This is a genomic window from Mesorhizobium sp., assembly GCF_004963255.1.
GTDB lineage: Bacteria > Pseudomonadota > Alphaproteobacteria > Rhizobiales > Rhizobiaceae > Mesorhizobium.
The window spans coordinates 1-15,842 of the sequence record NZ_SUGA01000025.1; the positions used below are offsets into that span (position 1 = coordinate 1).

At 64.4% G+C, this 15,842-nt stretch carries 13 protein-coding genes; 7 read left to right on the plus strand and 6 right to left on the minus strand.

Annotated elements, in window-relative coordinates; all coding sequences use genetic code 11:
• Positions 1 to 80 precede the first annotated feature (80 nt).
• Positions 81 to 1,106 (minus strand): LacI family DNA-binding transcriptional regulator, encoded by a 1,026-nt coding sequence (locus tag E5X34_RS22300; protein ID WP_292568952.1) that lies wholly within the window; start codon positions 1,104 to 1,106, stop codon positions 81 to 83.
• A 197-nt stretch (positions 1,107 to 1,303) separates the two neighbouring features.
• Here E5X34_RS22300 and E5X34_RS22305 point away from each other — a divergent pair, with 197 nt between their 5' ends.
• The 5 genes from E5X34_RS22305 to E5X34_RS22325 all read left to right on the plus strand — a co-directional run bounded on the left by E5X34_RS22305 (position 1,304) and on the right by E5X34_RS22325 (position 6,290).
• Positions 1,304 to 2,335, plus strand: a complete 1,032-nt coding sequence (locus E5X34_RS22305; protein ID WP_292568953.1) for a Gfo/Idh/MocA family oxidoreductase — start codon at positions 1,304 to 1,306, stop codon at positions 2,333 to 2,335.
• Between the two features lie 2 nt (positions 2,336 to 2,337).
• On the plus strand, positions 2,338 to 3,243 hold the full coding sequence (locus E5X34_RS22310; RefSeq protein ID WP_292568955.1) for a sugar phosphate isomerase/epimerase: 906 nt from the start codon (positions 2,338 to 2,340) through the stop codon (positions 3,241 to 3,243).
• A 98-nt stretch (positions 3,244 to 3,341) separates the two neighbouring features.
• The gene (locus tag E5X34_RS22315; RefSeq protein ID WP_292568957.1) at positions 3,342 to 4,349 is read left to right on the plus strand and encodes a substrate-binding domain-containing protein; all 1,008 of its coding nucleotides are present in this window, start codon (positions 3,342 to 3,344) and stop codon (positions 4,347 to 4,349) included.
• A gap of 88 nt (positions 4,350 to 4,437) precedes the next feature.
• On the plus strand, positions 4,438 to 5,235 hold the full coding sequence (locus E5X34_RS22320; protein ID WP_292568959.1) for an ATP-binding cassette domain-containing protein: 798 nt from the start codon (positions 4,438 to 4,440) through the stop codon (positions 5,233 to 5,235).
• Positions 5,232 to 6,290: an ABC transporter permease gene (locus E5X34_RS22325; RefSeq protein WP_292568961.1), complete on the plus strand. Its 1,059-nt coding sequence runs from the start codon at positions 5,232 to 5,234 to the stop codon at positions 6,288 to 6,290. Before E5X34_RS22320 ends, E5X34_RS22325 begins: the two co-directional genes overlap by 4 nt.
• Positions 6,291 to 6,299: 9 nt before the next feature.
• Here the strand turns inward: E5X34_RS22325 and E5X34_RS22330 are convergent, their stop codons facing one another.
• On the minus strand, positions 6,300 to 8,972 hold the full coding sequence (locus E5X34_RS22330) for an ATP-dependent helicase (RefSeq protein ID WP_292568963.1): 2,673 nt from the start codon (positions 8,970 to 8,972) through the stop codon (positions 6,300 to 6,302).
• Between the two features lie 238 nt (positions 8,973 to 9,210).
• Between E5X34_RS22330 and E5X34_RS22335 the strand changes: the two genes are divergently transcribed.
• Complete coding sequence (locus tag E5X34_RS22335) at positions 9,211 to 11,523, plus strand: glucose/quinate/shikimate family membrane-bound PQQ-dependent dehydrogenase (protein ID WP_292568965.1); 2,313 nt, start codon at positions 9,211 to 9,213, stop codon at positions 11,521 to 11,523.
• 16 nt (positions 11,524 to 11,539) lie between these two features.
• Here the strand turns inward: E5X34_RS22335 and E5X34_RS22340 are convergent, their stop codons facing one another.
• Positions 11,540 to 11,974 carry a hypothetical protein gene (locus E5X34_RS22340; protein ID WP_292568967.1) on the minus strand — a complete coding sequence of 145 codons (435 nt, stop codon included), beginning with the start codon at positions 11,972 to 11,974 and terminating at the stop codon, positions 11,540 to 11,542.
• A 216-nt stretch (positions 11,975 to 12,190) separates the two neighbouring features.
• Between E5X34_RS22340 and E5X34_RS22345 the strand changes: the two genes are divergently transcribed.
• Positions 12,191 to 13,093 (plus strand): dienelactone hydrolase family protein, encoded by a 903-nt coding sequence (locus E5X34_RS22345; protein WP_292568969.1) that lies wholly within the window; start codon positions 12,191 to 12,193, stop codon positions 13,091 to 13,093.
• Positions 13,094 to 13,104: 11 nt separating this feature from the next.
• Here E5X34_RS22345 and E5X34_RS22350 read toward each other — a convergent pair whose 3' ends face one another.
• The 3 genes from E5X34_RS22350 to E5X34_RS22360 are packed head-to-tail and all read right to left on the minus strand — an operon-like array spanning position 13,105 to position 15,759.
• Complete coding sequence (locus E5X34_RS22350) at positions 13,105 to 13,554, minus strand: response regulator (protein ID WP_292568971.1); 450 nt, start codon at positions 13,552 to 13,554, stop codon at positions 13,105 to 13,107.
• A complete protein-coding gene (locus E5X34_RS22355; RefSeq protein ID WP_366664901.1) occupies positions 13,551 to 14,879 on the minus strand; it encodes a histidine kinase dimerization/phosphoacceptor domain -containing protein in 1,329 nt (442 codons plus the stop codon). The genes E5X34_RS22350 and E5X34_RS22355 overlap by 4 nt, the downstream gene beginning before the upstream one ends.
• Positions 14,830 to 15,759, minus strand: coding sequence for a DMT family transporter (locus E5X34_RS22360; RefSeq protein WP_292568973.1), 930 nt, complete (start codon positions 15,757 to 15,759; stop codon positions 14,830 to 14,832). Before E5X34_RS22360 ends, E5X34_RS22355 begins: the two co-directional genes overlap by 50 nt.
• Positions 15,760 to 15,842: the final 83 nt, after the last annotated feature.

The window sequence follows — 15,842 nt, forward strand, 5'->3', positions numbered from 1 at the left end:
AAAACGCCCATCTGCCTCGTGCGCTAAATATCGGCTCCCGTGCAAAACCCTCACAGGGGGAGAAGGGAAAGCGCTCCGCCTCAATCGCTCTCTCTTGCGACCAGCTCCAGCGGCCAGACCTCGCGGATGATGCGTGTGCCTTCGGGACCGGCGAAAGCCGGGAGCGAGGCGAGCAGCATCTCGGCCAGCCGCCGGCCCATCGGCTCCAGCGACGGTCGGAAGGCGGTCAGCGCCGGCGAGAAGTAGCGGCAGAGCGGCGTGTCGACGATGACGATCACCGCGATGTCGTGGCCCGGCCTGATGCCCATCTCGGCCAGCGCCTTGCAGCCGCCGAGCGCCATGGCGTCATTGTTGAAGATGATGGCTGTCGGCCGGTCCTTGGAGAGCATCACGTGCGGCGTCACCTGATAGCCGCCAGTCTCGTTGATGAAGCCGTCGGCGATCAGGCCAGGGTCGACTTCGATGCCGTGCCGCTTCAGCGCCTTGCGATAGCCGTCGAGGAACAGGTAGCCGAAGTTGAGATCGAGCGAAGGGCGGATGGCGGCAATGCGTCGGTGGCCGCGCGCGACCAGCCGGTCGACAGCTTCCTCACCCGCCCTTTCGAAATCGATATCGAGCGACGGATAGGTGTCGCCGCCGGATTGGCTTCGGCCAAGCGTGGCGAAGGGAAAGCCGGCCTTGCTGAGATAGTCGATCCGATCGTCTTCCCGCCGTGTATTGGCCAACACGACCGCGTCGGCCCGCCGCGTCTCAACCACGCGGCGCAGCCTCTCCGGCTGATATTGACCAGGCTCGCCCATGACGACCATCAGATCGAGGTCGCTTTCGGCAAGCCGCGCCTGCAGACCGGTCAGGAACGGGATGAAGAACGGCTCGCCATATTGCTGGTCACCCGGATGCGGCTGCAGCATGAAGGCGATCGAATGGGTAGCGCCTTTCCTCAGGCTGCGGCCGGACTGGTTGGGCGAATAGTTCAGCGTCCTGGCCGCCTCCAGCACGCGCTGGCGCGTCTCCGCGTTGACATCGGCGCGGCCGTTCAGCGCGCGCGACACGGTGCCGATCGAAATGTTCAGGTGACGCGCGAGATCGTGGATGCTGGACGCCAAGGCCGGTTCTCCCCATGTCTTCGCTAGCACCGGCCGCCCTTCAGGCCAAGCAGTGGGTGTCGATTTTCGCGAGCGGGTGATTGACATTCTAGGCCATCGGGTGTGTTCTCGTAAACGTTTACGGAAAAACGTTTACGGTGATACCGGAAATGCCGTGACACTCGGACTGGAGGGGCCGAGCGGAGGAGGAGCGCTGGATGATGAAGGTCGTCCTGGTCGGGTGCGGAGCCATGAGCAGGCAGTGGCTCGATGCCGCAAGGCAGATCGACGGGCTCGCCATTGCCGGCCTGGTCGACCTCGATGCCGAACGGGCGCAGACGAGAGCGCGCGAATACGATCTCAGCAACGCCGTCATCGGCACCAGCCTCGACGCCGTCCTCGACGAGACGAAACCCGACGCCGTGTTCGACGTCGTGGTTCCGGCGGCACGTCGCGAGGTTGCGCTTTCTGCCTTTGCCCATCATTGCCATCTGCTGACCGAAAAGCCGCTGGCCGACAGCCCCGAAAATGCGCGGGCCATCATCGCGGCGGCGCGCCAGGCCGGGCGCGTCCATGCCGTCGTCCAGAACCGGCGCTATGTCGCCAATGTCAGGCGGATCAGGCGCTTCCTCGACTCCGGTGCCATCGGCAAGCCGACCAGCATCCATGCCGATTTCTTCATCGCGCCGCATTTCGGCGGCTTTCGCGAGGAGATGGACCATGTGCTTTTGCTCGACATGGCGATCCACACCTTCGACGCCGCCCGCTACATGGTCGCCGGCGAGCCGGCCAGCGTTTATTGCCAGGAATGGGAGCCGGCCAGTTCGTGGTACCGGCAGGGCTCGTCGGCCAGCGCCGTCTTCGACCTCGGCGGCGGCAAGGTCTTCACCTATGCCGGCTCCTGGTGCGCCGACGGTTTCCGCACCAGCTGGGAGGGCAGCTGGCGCATCGTCGCCGAGCGCGGCAGCCTTTTGTGGGACGGCCATGACGGGCTGAAGGCGGAGGTGGTTGCGTCGGGCCGCGACGGTATCATCGACAAGACGCATTCAATCGAGGTGCCGGCGCTCGACCCAGCCGACCGCGTCGGCGGACATCTCGGCATCATCCAGGATTTCATGCGCGCGATCGAAACCGGCACCGAGCCGGAGACCCGCGGCGTCGACAATATCAAAAGCCTCGCCATGGTCTTCGGCGCGATCGAAAGCGCGGAGACCGGACGGCGCGTGGCGATCGCGACCCAGGAAGGATGACGATGCCGAACCCGCTTCTCGATATCAGGATCGGCACCATGGTGCGGGCAAATCTCGACGATCCGGCCGCCTACGTAAAACAGATTCTGCCGCTTGGCTTCGAGAGCATCCAGCCTTTCTTCTGGCAGACGTTGGGCGGCAAGGACCTGAAGCGCCTCGCCGGCGAAATCCGTGACGCGATCGGTGATGCGGACGTCACCGTGTCGTCGCTCGGCGTGTTCGGCAATCCGCTCGAAAGCGGCGAGGTCGATCGCGGCGTGCTCGCGGCCTGGGAGACGGTGATCGACAACGCGCATCTGTTCGGCACTTCGATGGTCTGCGGCTTCACCGGCCGCCTGCGCGGCAAGAAGCTCACCGACAGCCTGCCGCGCTTCCGCGAGGTGTGGGGGCCGCTCGCCAAACGCGCCGCCGACAAGGGCGTGCGCATCGCCTTCGAGAACTGCGCCATGGACGGCAACTGGGCGAGCGGCGACTGGAACATCGCGCACAACCCGGACGCCTGGGAGCTGATGTTCAACGAAGTGCCGGATGAGAACCTCGGCCTCGAATGGGAGCCCTGCCACCAGCTCGTCTACCTGATCGACCCGATCCCGCAGATCCGCAAATGGGCGCCGCGCATCTTCCATGTCCATGGCAAGGACGCGACGGTGCGCTGGGACGTGATCCGCGAGCATGGCGTGTTCGGCCGCCTGCCTTTCGTGCAGATGCGCACGCCGGGCTTTGGCGACAGCGACTGGACGCGCGTGATCAGCGAATTGCGGCTGGCCGGCTACAAGGGCGCCATCGACATCGAGGGCTGGCACGACCCGGTCTATCGCGGCGACCTGGAGATCACCGGCCAAGTCCGGGCGCTGGAATATCTCAAGCAATGCCGGGGAGGGAACAGCTACCTGCCCAATCCGGCTTGAGTACTGGCCGACTTGAGTGCCGGCCGGCGGGAGGAGCCGGCCGATCCAAATCATTGTCGAAACCCTCCATCGCGAGGGACCAAAAGGGAGGAACGTGCATGAGCATCACGACCAGAAGGACTGTTCTGCGCTCGACCGTCGTGGCGGCCGCCACGGCGCTCTGCGCCTCGATTTCCACTCTGCCGGCAAAGGCGCTTGACGCCCAATGGTGCAAGGACGTCCACATCCGCTTCTTCGTCGGCGGCGCCGAGGGCGACGCCTTCGGCACGATCGTCTACAATGGCGCCAAGCAGGCGGCGGCCGATCTCGGGCCGAAGGTCGACTACATCTTTTCCGGCTGGGACGTCGAAAAGATGGTGCAGCAATTGCGCGAGGCGGTCGCCGTCAAGCCGCAGGGCATCGCCATGATGGGTCATCCGGGCGACGCCGCGATCATGCCGCTGGCCGAACAGGCGCATAAGGACGGCATCAAGATGATGTACCAGAACGTTCCGGTGCCGACAGTGGTGGCGGCGTTCGGCGGCGGTTATGTCGGCGCGCAGCAGGAGCAGCAAGGGCGCGCGCTCGGCGCCGAGGCGTTCAAGCTGGCCGGGCTGAAGGCCGGCGACAAGGCGATCATGATCGGCCCGTTCGAGAACGAGAGCCGCGGCGCGCGCGAGCGTGGGACCGTCGCCGCGCTGAAGGAGGCCGGCGTCGACGTCGTTCAAATCAATTCACAAACCGAATGGGCAGCCGATCCCAATCTCGCGATTCCGCCGATCACTGCGGCGCTGCTCAACAATCCCGGCGTCAAGGCGGTCGGCTATCCCGGCGGGCAGATGCTCGGCAATGTCGCCACCTACATGCAGGCGGCGGGCAGGAAGCCCGGCGACATCTTCAATTTCGGCTTCGACACCAGCCCGCAGATCGTCGAGGCCTTCAAGGGCGGCTGGGTGCAACTGACGGCCGACCAGCAGCCGTTCATGCAAGGCTATCTGCCGATCCTCAGTCTCTGCCAGCAGGTGGTGCTCGGTCTTGCGCCCATGAATATCGACACCGGCGCCGGCTTCGTCACGCCGCAGAACTACGAGATCGTCTCAGAGCTCGCCAAGCAGGCGCTGCGCTGACCTCCCAGGCCGCCGGCCGGACCCAACCCGGCCGGCGGGACCGCCTGCGGACGAGGCAGGCATAACAGACAATTCAAGCGAGGATCGCATGAGCGAACGCATCATCGAACTGCGCGACATCAAGAAATCCTACGGCCAGGTCTATGCGCTGGGCGGCGTCAACCTCAGCGTCGATCGCGGCGAGGTGGTGGGCCTGATCGGCGACAACGGCGCCGGCAAGTCGACGCTGATCAAGATCCTGTCCGGCGTCGTCAAGCCGACCAGCGGCGAGATCCTGGTGCGCGGCAAGCCGGTCGCCGGATGGAGCGCGGCGCGCTCGCGCGACGCCGGCATCGAGACGGTGTTCCAGGACCGGGCGCTGGCCGTGCAGCAGACCATCGTGCGCAACATCTTCATGGGCCGCGAGCTCACCGGCTTCATGGGCTGGCTCAAGGTCAACAAGGAGGTCGCGGAGGCGAGCCGGCTGATGCGCGAGATCGGCTTCACCTCAAAAGTGTTCACGCCGCAGTCGATCGTCGGCCAGCTTTCGGGCGGCGAGCGCCAGGGCGTGGCGATCGCGCGCGCCATCTACAAGCAGGCGGAGCTGATCATCCTCGACGAGCCGACCACGGCGCTGTCGCTGACCGAGACGGCAAAGGTCTTTCACTTCGTGCGCCAGGTGCGGGCGAGCGGCCGCTCGATCCTGTTCATCGGCCATAACATCCACCACGTCTTCGACATCGCCGACCGCTTCGTCGTGCTCGACCGCGGCAAGGTGGCGCTGACGGCCGACCGCAGCGAGGTCAAGTCGGCCGACGACCTGATCAACTTCATGGAAGATGTCGCGCATCCCGGCGGCCTGCCGGGGCTGCACGATGCCGGCGAAGCGGAGCAGAGAGCGCAATGAGCAAGGCGATGGAACCCGATCTGCAATCTCCTCTGGGAAGGGCAGGCGGCCAGATGACCAAGAAGGCCGCCAAGGAATGGAGCCATCCCTCCGACAATTGGCTGCGCGGCTTCGTGCTCGACAACCGCGCTTCGCTCGGCACGCTCGCGGTGTTCATCGTCATGATGGCGGTGTTCATGATCGCCAACCCGACCGTGTTCACAACCTGGTATCTCTACAGCTCGGTGCTGACGACGCTTCCCGTCGCGCTTTTCGTCGTCGTGCCTTTGGTCTTCGTCGTCACTTGCGGCGAGATCGACCTGTCGTTCCCGGCGACGATGGGCTTCGCCTCCTGGGTTTTTGCGCTGGTGGTGCAGGCGGGCTACGATCCATTTCTTGGCATTGCAGCCGCGCTCATCACTGGCACGCTGCTCGGCTTCCTGGTCGGCTCGCTGGTCGTCTATGGCGGGCTGTCGTCGCTGATCGCCACGCTCGGCATGAACTTCCTGCTGCGCGGCCTGATCCAGATCATCAACGAGGGCAAGTCGACGGCGCTGACCAATCTGGCCAATAGCGCGGCCTACAAGATCTTCTCCAGCCAGATCTGGGGCATCCCGGTGCAGATCTTCTGGGCCATCGCCTTCGTCGTGTTCTCGGCGCTGCTCTTCAACCGGCATCGCTTCGGCGCGCAGGTCAAGGTGGTCGGCGACAATCCCGACAGCGCCAAGCAGATGGGCATCGACGTCAAGCTCGTGCGGGTGAAGGTGTTCGTCTTCACCGGCATAGGCGCCGCGATCGCCGGCACCTTCTCGGTGATGATCAACTTCACCTGGTGGCCGACGGCCGGCGACGGCTATCTGCTGCCGGTGCTTGCCTCGGTGTTCGTCGGCGGCACGCCGACCTGGGGCGGCATCGGCACCGTCGTCGGCGGCGCGATCGGCGCAGTCACCGTGTCATTCATCCAGACGGGCGTGGTGGCGGCGGGCCTCAGCGGCTTCTACGTCCAGTTTTTCAACGGGCTGATCATCATCCTGTCGCTGCTCGGCCATAAGTGGAACCAGGCAAGGTACAGGTGAGGAGGCCGATTACACCGGCGCGACAAACCCGTCCAGCACGCGTTTCTGCCCCGCCTTGTCGAAGTCGATGGTGAGCTTGTTGCCTTCGATGGCCGCGATGTTGCCGTTGCCGAATTTCTGGTGGAAGACGCGGTCGCCGACATTGAAGGCCGATGGCGTGTCGGCGACGGATTTGGCGACCAGCTCGCCCTCGATGGTGCGGCCTTTCACCGAGGTGCGACCGGCGCCGTAGCCGCTATCTGTTTCGCCATAGCCGATACGTTCGACCTGGTGGCCGGAGCGGGTGCCCCAGTTGCGGTCGGTCGCCTCGGTGCGGTTGGCCTGGGCGCGCTGCCAGCCGGGCGTGGCATAGGTGTTGGAGAAGCTGCCCTGGTCCTTGGCGCCGACATTGTCGAAGCGCGAGGCGCCGTACGGGTTCTGCCGGCCGCCACCGCGTCCCGATGCAAAGGCGCCGCCACCATAGGGGTTGCCATAGCCGCCGTAGCTATTGCCGCCTTCGGCGATGTCGATATGGGTCTCCGGCAACTCGTCGACGAAGCGCGACGGGATGGTCGATTGCCATAGCCCGTGGATCTGACGGTTGGAGACGAACCAGATGTGCAGGTTCTTCTTCGCCCGCGTCAGGCCGACATAAGCGAGGCGGCGTTCTTCCTCCAGGCCGGAGCGGCCGCCTTCGTCCAGCGCGCGCTGATGCGGGAACAGGCCTTCCTCCCAGCCGGGGAGGAACACGGTCTCGAATTCGAGGCCCTTGGCCGAATGCAGCGTCATGATCGAGACGGCATCCTGCTCGGCATTCTGCTCGGCATCCATGACCAGCGCGACATGCTCGAGGAAGGAGCGGAGCGATTCATACTCCTCCATCGAGCGGATCAGCTCCTTGAGGTTTTCCAACCGTCCAGGCGCCTCGGCCGAGCGGTCGTTCTTCCACATGTCGGTGTAGCCGCTCTCCTCCAGAATGGTCTCTGCGAGCTCGGTGTGCGGCTTCGTTTCCAGCGCTTTCTGCCAGCGTTCGAAATTGGCCGCGACCTCGCGTAGCGCTGCGCGCGGCTTCGGCTTCAACTCGTCGCTTTCGGCGAGCGTCGCCGCCGCCTCCAGCATCGGCACGCGCATGGCGCGCGCGGTGTCGTGGATCTGGCGGATGGTGGCTTCGCCTAGCCCACGCTTCGGCACGTTAACGATGCGTTCGAAGGCAAGGTCGTCGCCGCCATTCGCGACGACGCGGAAGAAGGCCAGCGCGTCGCGGATTTCCAGGCGCTCGTAGAAGCGCGGGCCGCCGATGACGCGGTAGTTGAGGCCCAGCGTGATGAAGCGGTCTTCGAAGGCGCGCATCTGGAAGGACGCGCGGACGAGAATCGCCATGTCGTTGAGATTGTGCTTCTGCCGCTGGTAGGCCTCGATGGCGTCGCCGACAGCGCGCGCCTCTTCCTCGGAGTCCCAGGCGGCATGGACATGCACCTTGTCGTCCTCGGGGTCGTCGCGGTCGGTGAACAGCGTCTTGCCGAAGCGGCCCTCATTGTGGGCGATGAGGTGGGATGCAGCGCCCAGGATATGCGCGGTGGAGCGATAGTTGCGCTCCAGCCTTATGATGGTGGCGCCCGGAAAATCCTTGTCGAAGCGCAGGATGTTGTCGACCTCGGCACCGCGCCAGCCGTAGATCGACTGGTCGTCGTCGCCGACGCAGCAAATATTCACGCTCACGGGCTGTTCCGCGCCTGCCGGCGCGGGCCCGACCCCTCTTTTTTGCTCGCCTTCGGCGTCGCGGGAGTGGCCTCGCAACGGCTCGGACGCCCGGTCGGGCTTGCGGCCTTCGGCCGAGTCGGAAGTCGCAGAGCGTCCCGCCTGGGGCCGCTGCGCCAGGAGCCGCAGCCACATGTACTGCGCGGTGTTGGTGTCCTGGTACTCGTCGACCAGTATGTATTTGAATTTGCGGTGGTATTCCTTCAGCACGTCCGGATAGGCGCGGAAGATGCGGATCGGGTGATAGAGCAGATCGCCGAAGTCGCAGGAATTCAGCGTCTGCAGCCGTTCCTGATAGGCCTTGTAGAGCTGACGGCCCTTGCCGTTGCCGAAGCTGCGCGCGTCGCCTTCCGGAATCTCGTCGGGGCCGAGGCCCTTGTTCTTCCAGTTGTCGAGCATCTGGGCGAAGGTCTTGGCCGGCCAGCGCTTGTCGTCCAGCCCTTCGGCCTGGATGAGCTGCTTGATCAGCCGCACCACGTCGTCGGTGTCGAGGATGGTGAAATCCGATTTCAGCCCGGCAAGCTCGGCATGGCGCCGCAACAGCTTGACGCCGATCGAATGGAAGGTGCCGAGCCAGGGCATGCCCTCGACATTGCCTTCGCCGATCAGGTGGCCGATGCGCTGCTTCATCTCGCGCGCCGCCTTGTTGGTGAAGGTGACGGCGAGGATCTGCGAGGGGAAGGCCCTGCCGGTGGCAAGGATGTGGGCGATGCGGGTGGTGAGCACACGCGTCTTGCCGGTGCCAGCGCCGGCCAGCACCAGGACCGGGCCTTCGGTCGTCTCAACGGCGAGCCGCTGCTCCGGGTTCAGGCCCTTCAGATAATCGGGCGCGCTGTTCTGCCCGCTGCGCGCCGCCATGGCGCGCGCGGCTATGCCGGACGGGGCCGCAGCGGGCCGCGCATTCGGTTCATCGAAAAAAGGCATGTCTTCGGAAAAGCCCGACATCGCCCCCGAATGTAGTGATTCGGCAGCGAAAGACCAGAACTGTCTACGTTTTGTTCTAGTTTCGCGTGTCCAGGGCCAACTTGACAGCCGGAGCGGGTGAGGGGAAAGCTGCCAGCAGGGCGGGGCCTGTCGCATCCCGCAAGCTGCTCTATCTTGTTTGACGCAGTTCCGGACGGAAAGACGCTTCACGCTTTTTCTGGAATTGCTTGATGCGCGCAACAGTCGAAGGAGCACCGTCTTGGCTGTCACCATCACCTCCCTCGTCCTCTTCCTCATCGGTCTCGTTCTCGGCGGTGGCGGCATCTGGCTCGTCGCGCTGGGTGGCAGTTGGTACTACCTGATCGCCGGCCTGGTCTTCCTAATCACCGCCTGGCTGCTCTTCAGGCGCAGGTCGACCTCGCTCTGGCTCTACGCGCTGTTCGTGCTCGCCACTTTGTGCTGGGCGGTGTGGGAAATCGGCTTCGACTGGTGGCAGCTCGGTCCGCGCGGCGGCGTCATCGTGCTCATCGCCCTGTGGCTTCTGACGCCTTGGGCGAGGCGCGGCCTGCGCGGCCCCGACGGACGCGCGCCACTGATCCTGGCCGTGCTCGCCTCGCTTGCCGTCGCCGGTTATTCGATGACCGCCGACCCGAAGGATATCGCGGGGACGCTCGGCACTGAGAAGATTACGACGGCTGCCAATCTCGGCGGCGACATGCCGGCTGGCGAGTGGCATTTCTACGGCCGCACGCCGTTCGGCCAGCGCTATTCGCCGCTCGACCAGATCACGCCGGACAATGTCGCCAAGTTGCAGCCGGCCTGGACCTACCGCACCGGCGACGTGAAGGGCCCCGACGATATCGGCGAAACGACCTATCAGGTTACGCCGCTGAAGATCGGCGACGCGCTGTTCATCTGCACGCCGCACAACTTCGCCATCGCCATCGATGCCGCGAGCGGCAAGGAAAAGTGGCGCTACGATCCCAAGATCAAGCTCGACAACAACCGCCAGCACCAGACCTGCCGCGGCGTGTCCTATTATGCCGATGCCAAGATCGCCGCCGGCCAGCCCTGCGCGCAGCGCGTCTACCTGCCGACGTCGGACGCTCGCCTGATCGCGCTCGACGCGGCCAATGGGCAGCTGTGCCCGTCCTTCGCGGAGGGCGGCACGCTGAACCTGATGGCCAATATGCCCTATCCGAAGTCGGGTTATTATTATTCGACCTCGGCGCCGCTCATCGTCGCCGGCAAGATCATCGTCGGCGGCGCGGTCAACGACAATTACTCGACCGAAGAGCCGTCGGGCGTCATCCGCGCCTTCGATGTCGACACCGGCGCGCTGCTGTGGAACTGGGATTCCGGCAATCCGGATGTGACGACGCCGCTGCCCGCCGGGCAGACCTACACCCACAACTCGCCCAACATGTGGTCGACCGCGAGCGCCGACGAGAAGCTCGGGCTGCTCTACGTGCCGCTCGGCAACCAGACGCCGGACCAGCTCGGCATGGGCCGCAGCGCCAATGTCGAGAAATTCTCCTCATCGATCGCCGCGCTCGACCTCAACACCGGCCAATTGCGCTGGGTGCGGCAGACAGTGCATCACGACCTGTGGGACATGGACGTGCCGGCGCAGCCGTCGCTGGTCGACATCACCACGGCGAGCGGCGTCGTGCCGGCGCTGGTCGGGCCGACCAAGCAGGGCGACCTCTACGTGCTCGACCGGCGCACGGGCGAGCCGATCATCCCGGTCAAGGAAGTGCCGGCGCCTGGCGGCGCGATCGAGGGCGATCATGCCTCGCCGACACAGCCGGCCTCGGACCTTTCCTTCAATCCGAAGCCGCTGACCGGCGCCGACATGTGGGGCATCACCCTGTTCGATCAGCTGGCCTGCCGGATCGAGTTGAAGAAATTGCGCTATGAGGGGCGCTACACGCCGCCCTCGCTGCAGGGCTCGCTGATCTATCCCGGCAATTTCGGCGTCTTCAACTGGGGCGGTGTCGCGGTCGATCCGGTGCGGCAGGTGATGTTCGGCATGCCGACCTACCTGGCGTTCACGTCCAAGCTCATCCCGCGCGCGGACGTGCCGCCGCCGGGCGATACCAAGGGCAGCGAGCAGGGGCTGAACCGCAACGAGGGCGCGCCTTACGCGGTGGTGATGGGGCCGTTCCTGTCGCCGCTCGGCATCCCCTGCCAGGCGCCGCCCTGGGGCTATGTCGCCGGCGTCGACCTGAAGACCGGAAACATCGCCTACAAGCACCGCAACGGCACCGTCTACGACATGACGCCACTGCCATTGCCGCTCAAGGTCGGCGTTCCAGGCATCGGCGGACCGATGATCACGGCGGGCGGCGTCGCTTTCCTGGGCGCGGCGGTCGATGACTATCTGCGCGCTTACGACCTCACCACCGGCAGGCAACTCTGGCAGGCGAGGCTGCCGGCGGGCGGCCAGGCGACGCCGATGACCTACACGGTTGCCGACGGCCGCCAGTTCGTCGTCATCGTCGCCGGCGGCCACGGCTCGGTCGGCACCAAGCCGGGCGACTATGTGATGGCCTACACGCTGCCCAAATGAGGGAAGGCGTCGGGCTTCAAAGCCCGAGATGCCCCCTCAAGCTCGGCACCTGGTCCAGCACCTGGTTGGTGAGATCGGGGCCGGCGGCGGCCTCCGCCTGCTTGATCAAGGTCTCGCCGGCCTGCTGGATCTGCGCCATGTCGAGGCCGGACGCTTTAAGCGCCGCGATGCCGTTGATCAGCGCGCCGGCCTTCTCGCCGAGCACGCCGCCAAGCGCCCCTTGCAGCGACGACAGGAGGCTGCCGCCCGAATTGGCCGCACCGGCGGCCATCACATCATATTTCTGAGCCAGCGCGTCGGCGCCGGGGATCTGGGCGAAGAAAGACGAAACGCTGGTACCTTCCGCCTCGTGCTCGAGCACGGAAAAGATGGTGCCGACGACCTTCTCGGTGGTCGGCTCGTCGAGGCCGGCCTTCGAAGAAACGGTGTTGATGATGTCCTGGACGTTCATGGCATTCCCCTTTTCGTCATTCGTATCGGCAAGGCGGCTCCCGCAATTTTGCGTCCTTATGTGACAGCACCATCAAGGCTTTCGGAAATGACCAAAATGTGATGGGCGAGCTGCGGCTCTCTTGATCGTCATCTGGACGTGACTGGACCGCTTGAATCCCGACCCTATCTTGCGGATCACCCTGCCAACCGTTCCCAGCTGTCTTCGAGGAAAGCCATGACCGAGCCCGTTGCCAAGCCCGTCATCACTCAACCTTCTATTACTCAGGCGATGATCGACGCCTATGACGAATACACGCATCTGACGCTCGACCGGCGCCGCTTCATGGAGCAGTTGACGAGGCTGGCGGGCTCGGGCGCCGCGGCGGCCGCGGTCGCGCCGATGCTGGCTGCCAATTCCGCAAAAGCGGCGATCGTCGCCGAGGACGACAGCCGCGTTAAGGGCCAGGACATCACCTATCCCGGCTCGAGCGGCGAGATGAAAGCCTATCTGGTCAAGCCGGCCGATCAGCAGGGCAAGCTCGGCACGGTCATCGTCATCCATGAGAACCGGGGGCTCAACCCGCATATCCGCGATGTCGCCCGGCGCGTGGCGCTGGAAGGGTTCGTGGCGCTCGCGCCGGATTTCCTGTCGCCGCTTGGCGGTACGCCTTCCGACGAGGACAAGGCGCGCGACATGTTCACCAAGCTCGATGCCGCCCAGGTCGCGGCCGACGGCGTGGCGACGGTCGCCTATCTCAAGAGCCTCAAGGACGGTAACGGCAAGGTCGGGGCGGTCGGCTTCTGCTGGGGCGGCGGCGCGGTGAACCAGCTTGCCGTCCATGCACCGGACCTGGCGGCCGCCGTCGCCTATTACGGCATGCAGCCGAAGGCCGAAGATGTGCCGAAGATCAAGGCACCGCTGCTGCTGCATTATGCCGGTCTCGACAGCCGGACCAATGCGGGCATCGATGCCTACAAGAAAGCGCTCGACGCCGCGCATGTCGAATACAAGGTCTATGTCTATGAGGGCGCCAACCACGCCTTCAACAACGACACCTCGGCCGCGCGCTATGACAAGAAAGCCGCCGATCTCGCCTGGGGCCGGACGGTGGCGTTTCTGAAGGAGAAGCTTGCCTGAGGATTCGCGGGTCAGGCAACGGCCGGTGCCCAAACCGCTGCAAAGTCGGGCGATAATGTGAAGCCAGCGGGCAGCGCCGACGCCGGAGGCGGGCGGCGCACGCCTTCGTGCAGATAGCGCAGGGCCGACATCAGCCCGTTCATAGTGTAGGGCTTCGAAATGACGCCAACCGCGCCGGCGAAATTCTCTGGAATGCGTTTCGGATTCGCGGTCATGAACACGACCATCGGCTGACCCGACTGTTTTATATACTCGGCAACGTCGACGCCTGTCGGGCCGTCCGACAGATGAATGTCCACGAACGCGATGTCGGCGCGTTCGGTATCGACCATGGCCTTTGCCTCATCCGATGAAATGGCCCAGCCGACGACCCGGTGGCCTGCCTCCTCGATCAGACTCTCCAATTCCATGGCAAGCAGGGCCTCATCTTCGATGATGAGCACGTTCAGCGGCTGGCTCATGACATGTCCCTTTTCTGCTCTTCGTTCGGCATTTTGATTAAAACTCGCGTGCCCGGACTTGCGTTCCGCCACTCGACATCGGCACGAAGCTGGCGCCCGAGTTGCCGGATCAGGCGCATGCCGAAGGAACTCTCGCCGGCGTTCCCGTCCATGCCGACGCCGTCGTCGGAAACTTCAATGATGAGATGTCCGTCCGGCTGGCTCATCTTGACGCCGATGCTGCCGGGCGTCGTCTCGTCCTTGAAGGCATGCTTCAGGGCATTGGTGACAAGCTCGTTCACGATCAGCGCCACCGGCGTCGCCTTGTCGGCGGGAACGACGATCGGCTCCAGGTCGAGTTTCGAACTGATCTGCGGCCGACCGGATGCGGCAAGCAGATCCGAGACGAGGTCCCTGGCGAAATCGGAGACATCGAACCTGCTTACATCCTTCGACTGGTAGAGTCGGCGATGGACGGTGCTCAGCGCTTCTATGCGTTCCAGCATCGTCGCGAGGGAGTCCTTGACGGCCTCATCCTTGATCATGCGGCTCTGCATCAGAATCAGCGACGAGATCATCTGAAGATTGTTCTTCACCCGGTGGTCGACCTCATGGAGCAGCGCGGTCTGCGTTTCGAGCGCAGCTTCGAGCTCCCTTGTCCGTTCCTTCACCGCCTCTTCAAAGCGCTGCTTGTCGGCTACGATGCGCTGCTCGGAATGCTTGCGGTCGGAGACATCCAGTTGCGAGGCGAAGAAAAACAAAAGCTCGCCTTTGTCATTGTAGACCGGGCTGATGTAGAGCGCGTTCCAGAAGGCGGAACCGTCCTTGCGATAGTTCAAAAGGTCGATGCTGATGTCGTTGCCCTCGGCCACCGCCGCGCGAAGTTCCGCGATGGCAGCCGGGTCCGTCTCCGGTCCTTGCAGGAAGCGGCAGTTCCTGCCCATGACCTCTTCGCGCGCATAGCCCGTCAGCCGAAGGAACGAATCATTGACGAAGACGATCGGGTTGTCCGGTTTGCGCGGATCGGTGATAAGCATCGACATTCGCGTTGCCCGAATGGCCGCCGCGAATGGGTCGCCTTTGCCATGCTCGACGTGAAGACTGTCAGTCATGTGCCAGGCGTCTGGTGCTTCCCTTGTATGTTTCCCGTCCATTGATAACTCCAAGCCTTGACCGCGCCAACAACGGCGCAGGCCTGGAATTGGTTCAATCGCAGGTTTTGTTGTCACAGAAAGGAAAGTGAAGGAACCAAACCGGAGTTTTTCTAAGTTGCTGCGTGGAAGTCGCTTTTTTGATCTACACGGCTCCTGGCCGATGCATGGCCACTCCGGCGATGACCAGCGCAATGCCGGTGCAGTCGGAGACGCTCGGCACCTGGCGCAGCACGATGACGCCGATGAGCGTAGCCGTGAGCGGCAGGAGCGACAGCATCAGCGCGAAGCTCGCGCGCGGCAGCCTCACCATGGCGAACTGGTCGCAGATATAGGGAATGACCGAGGAGCAGACGCCGACGCCGATCGCGGCGATCAGCAGTTGCGGCGATGAGAAAGCGGGCAGCGCCTCGCCGAACCCGATGGGCAGCACGATGAGGAATGCGACCGCCATGGCGGTGCCGAGGCCGGCAATGCCGATGCCGGTCTGGGCAATGCGATGGCCGACTACGATATAGCCGACGAACAGAGCGCCGTTGAGAAAGGCCCAGAACAGGCCAAGCGGATCGCTCGACCATTTGACGTCGATGAGCAGCAAGGTGCCGATGACCGCGACAGCCAGCGCGGCAAAATTGCGCGGGCTACGCAGGCCTACCAGCGCGACCCCGATCGTGCCGACGAATTCGATCGCCGCCACCAGAGAGATCGGCAGGCGGTCGAGCGCCAGATAGAACGAGCAGTTCATAACCGCCAGACAGGCGCCGAAGGTCAGCAAAAGCAGTCGCTGAGCGCGGTCGGCGCGCGCGAAGACGCACCAGGGCCTGGTCAAAGGGGCGAAGATGAGAGCGGCGGTGGCGATGCGTAGCCAGGCCATGCCGAGCACGCCGACCTGATCGAAAAGCAGCACCGCGAAAGCCGGCCCGAGATAGTGGAACACGGCGCTGACGCAGAACCAGACATGCGGCGGAAGCGCATTGACCGCTCTGGCAAGTGCTGTGGGACCGTTGAGGGTGAGGGCAGCATCGGCATCACCGGCGGCCCGGCTTGCGGTCGGAATTTGCGTTTGCGTTTTCATGCGAGCATTATCGCAGGCAAAACCAGCCGACTATATGTCCAATGAATGGTGTGATGGCCATTTCGCTTTGTGATGGAAGAGGT

Bases quoted from the DNA above. Each gene is read 5' to 3' on its own strand.
- E5X34_RS22350 (WP_292568971.1), bottom strand. From the start codon at position 13,554: ATGAGCCAGCCGCTGAACGTGCTCATCATCGAAGATGAGGCCCTGCTT.
- E5X34_RS22325 (WP_292568961.1), top strand. From the start codon at position 5,232: ATGAGCAAGGCGATGGAACCCGATCTGCAATCTCCTCTGGGAAGGGCA.
- E5X34_RS22340 (WP_292568967.1), bottom strand. From the start codon at position 11,974: ATGAACGTCCAGGACATCATCAACACCGTTTCTTCGAAGGCCGGCCTC.
- E5X34_RS22330 (WP_292568963.1), bottom strand. From the start codon at position 8,972: ATGTCGGGCTTTTCCGAAGACATGCCTTTTTTCGATGAACCGAATGCG.
- E5X34_RS22315 (WP_292568957.1), top strand. From the start codon at position 3,342: ATGAGCATCACGACCAGAAGGACTGTTCTGCGCTCGACCGTCGTGGCG.
- E5X34_RS22345 (WP_292568969.1), top strand. From the start codon at position 12,191: ATGACCGAGCCCGTTGCCAAGCCCGTCATCACTCAACCTTCTATTACT.
- E5X34_RS22310 (WP_292568955.1), top strand. From the start codon at position 2,338: ATGCCGAACCCGCTTCTCGATATCAGGATCGGCACCATGGTGCGGGCA.
- E5X34_RS22320 (WP_292568959.1), top strand. From the start codon at position 4,438: ATGAGCGAACGCATCATCGAACTGCGCGACATCAAGAAATCCTACGGC.
- E5X34_RS22305 (WP_292568953.1), top strand. From the start codon at position 1,304: ATGATGAAGGTCGTCCTGGTCGGGTGCGGAGCCATGAGCAGGCAGTGG.
- E5X34_RS22360 (WP_292568973.1), bottom strand. From the start codon at position 15,759: ATGAAAACGCAAACGCAAATTCCGACCGCAAGCCGGGCCGCCGGTGAT.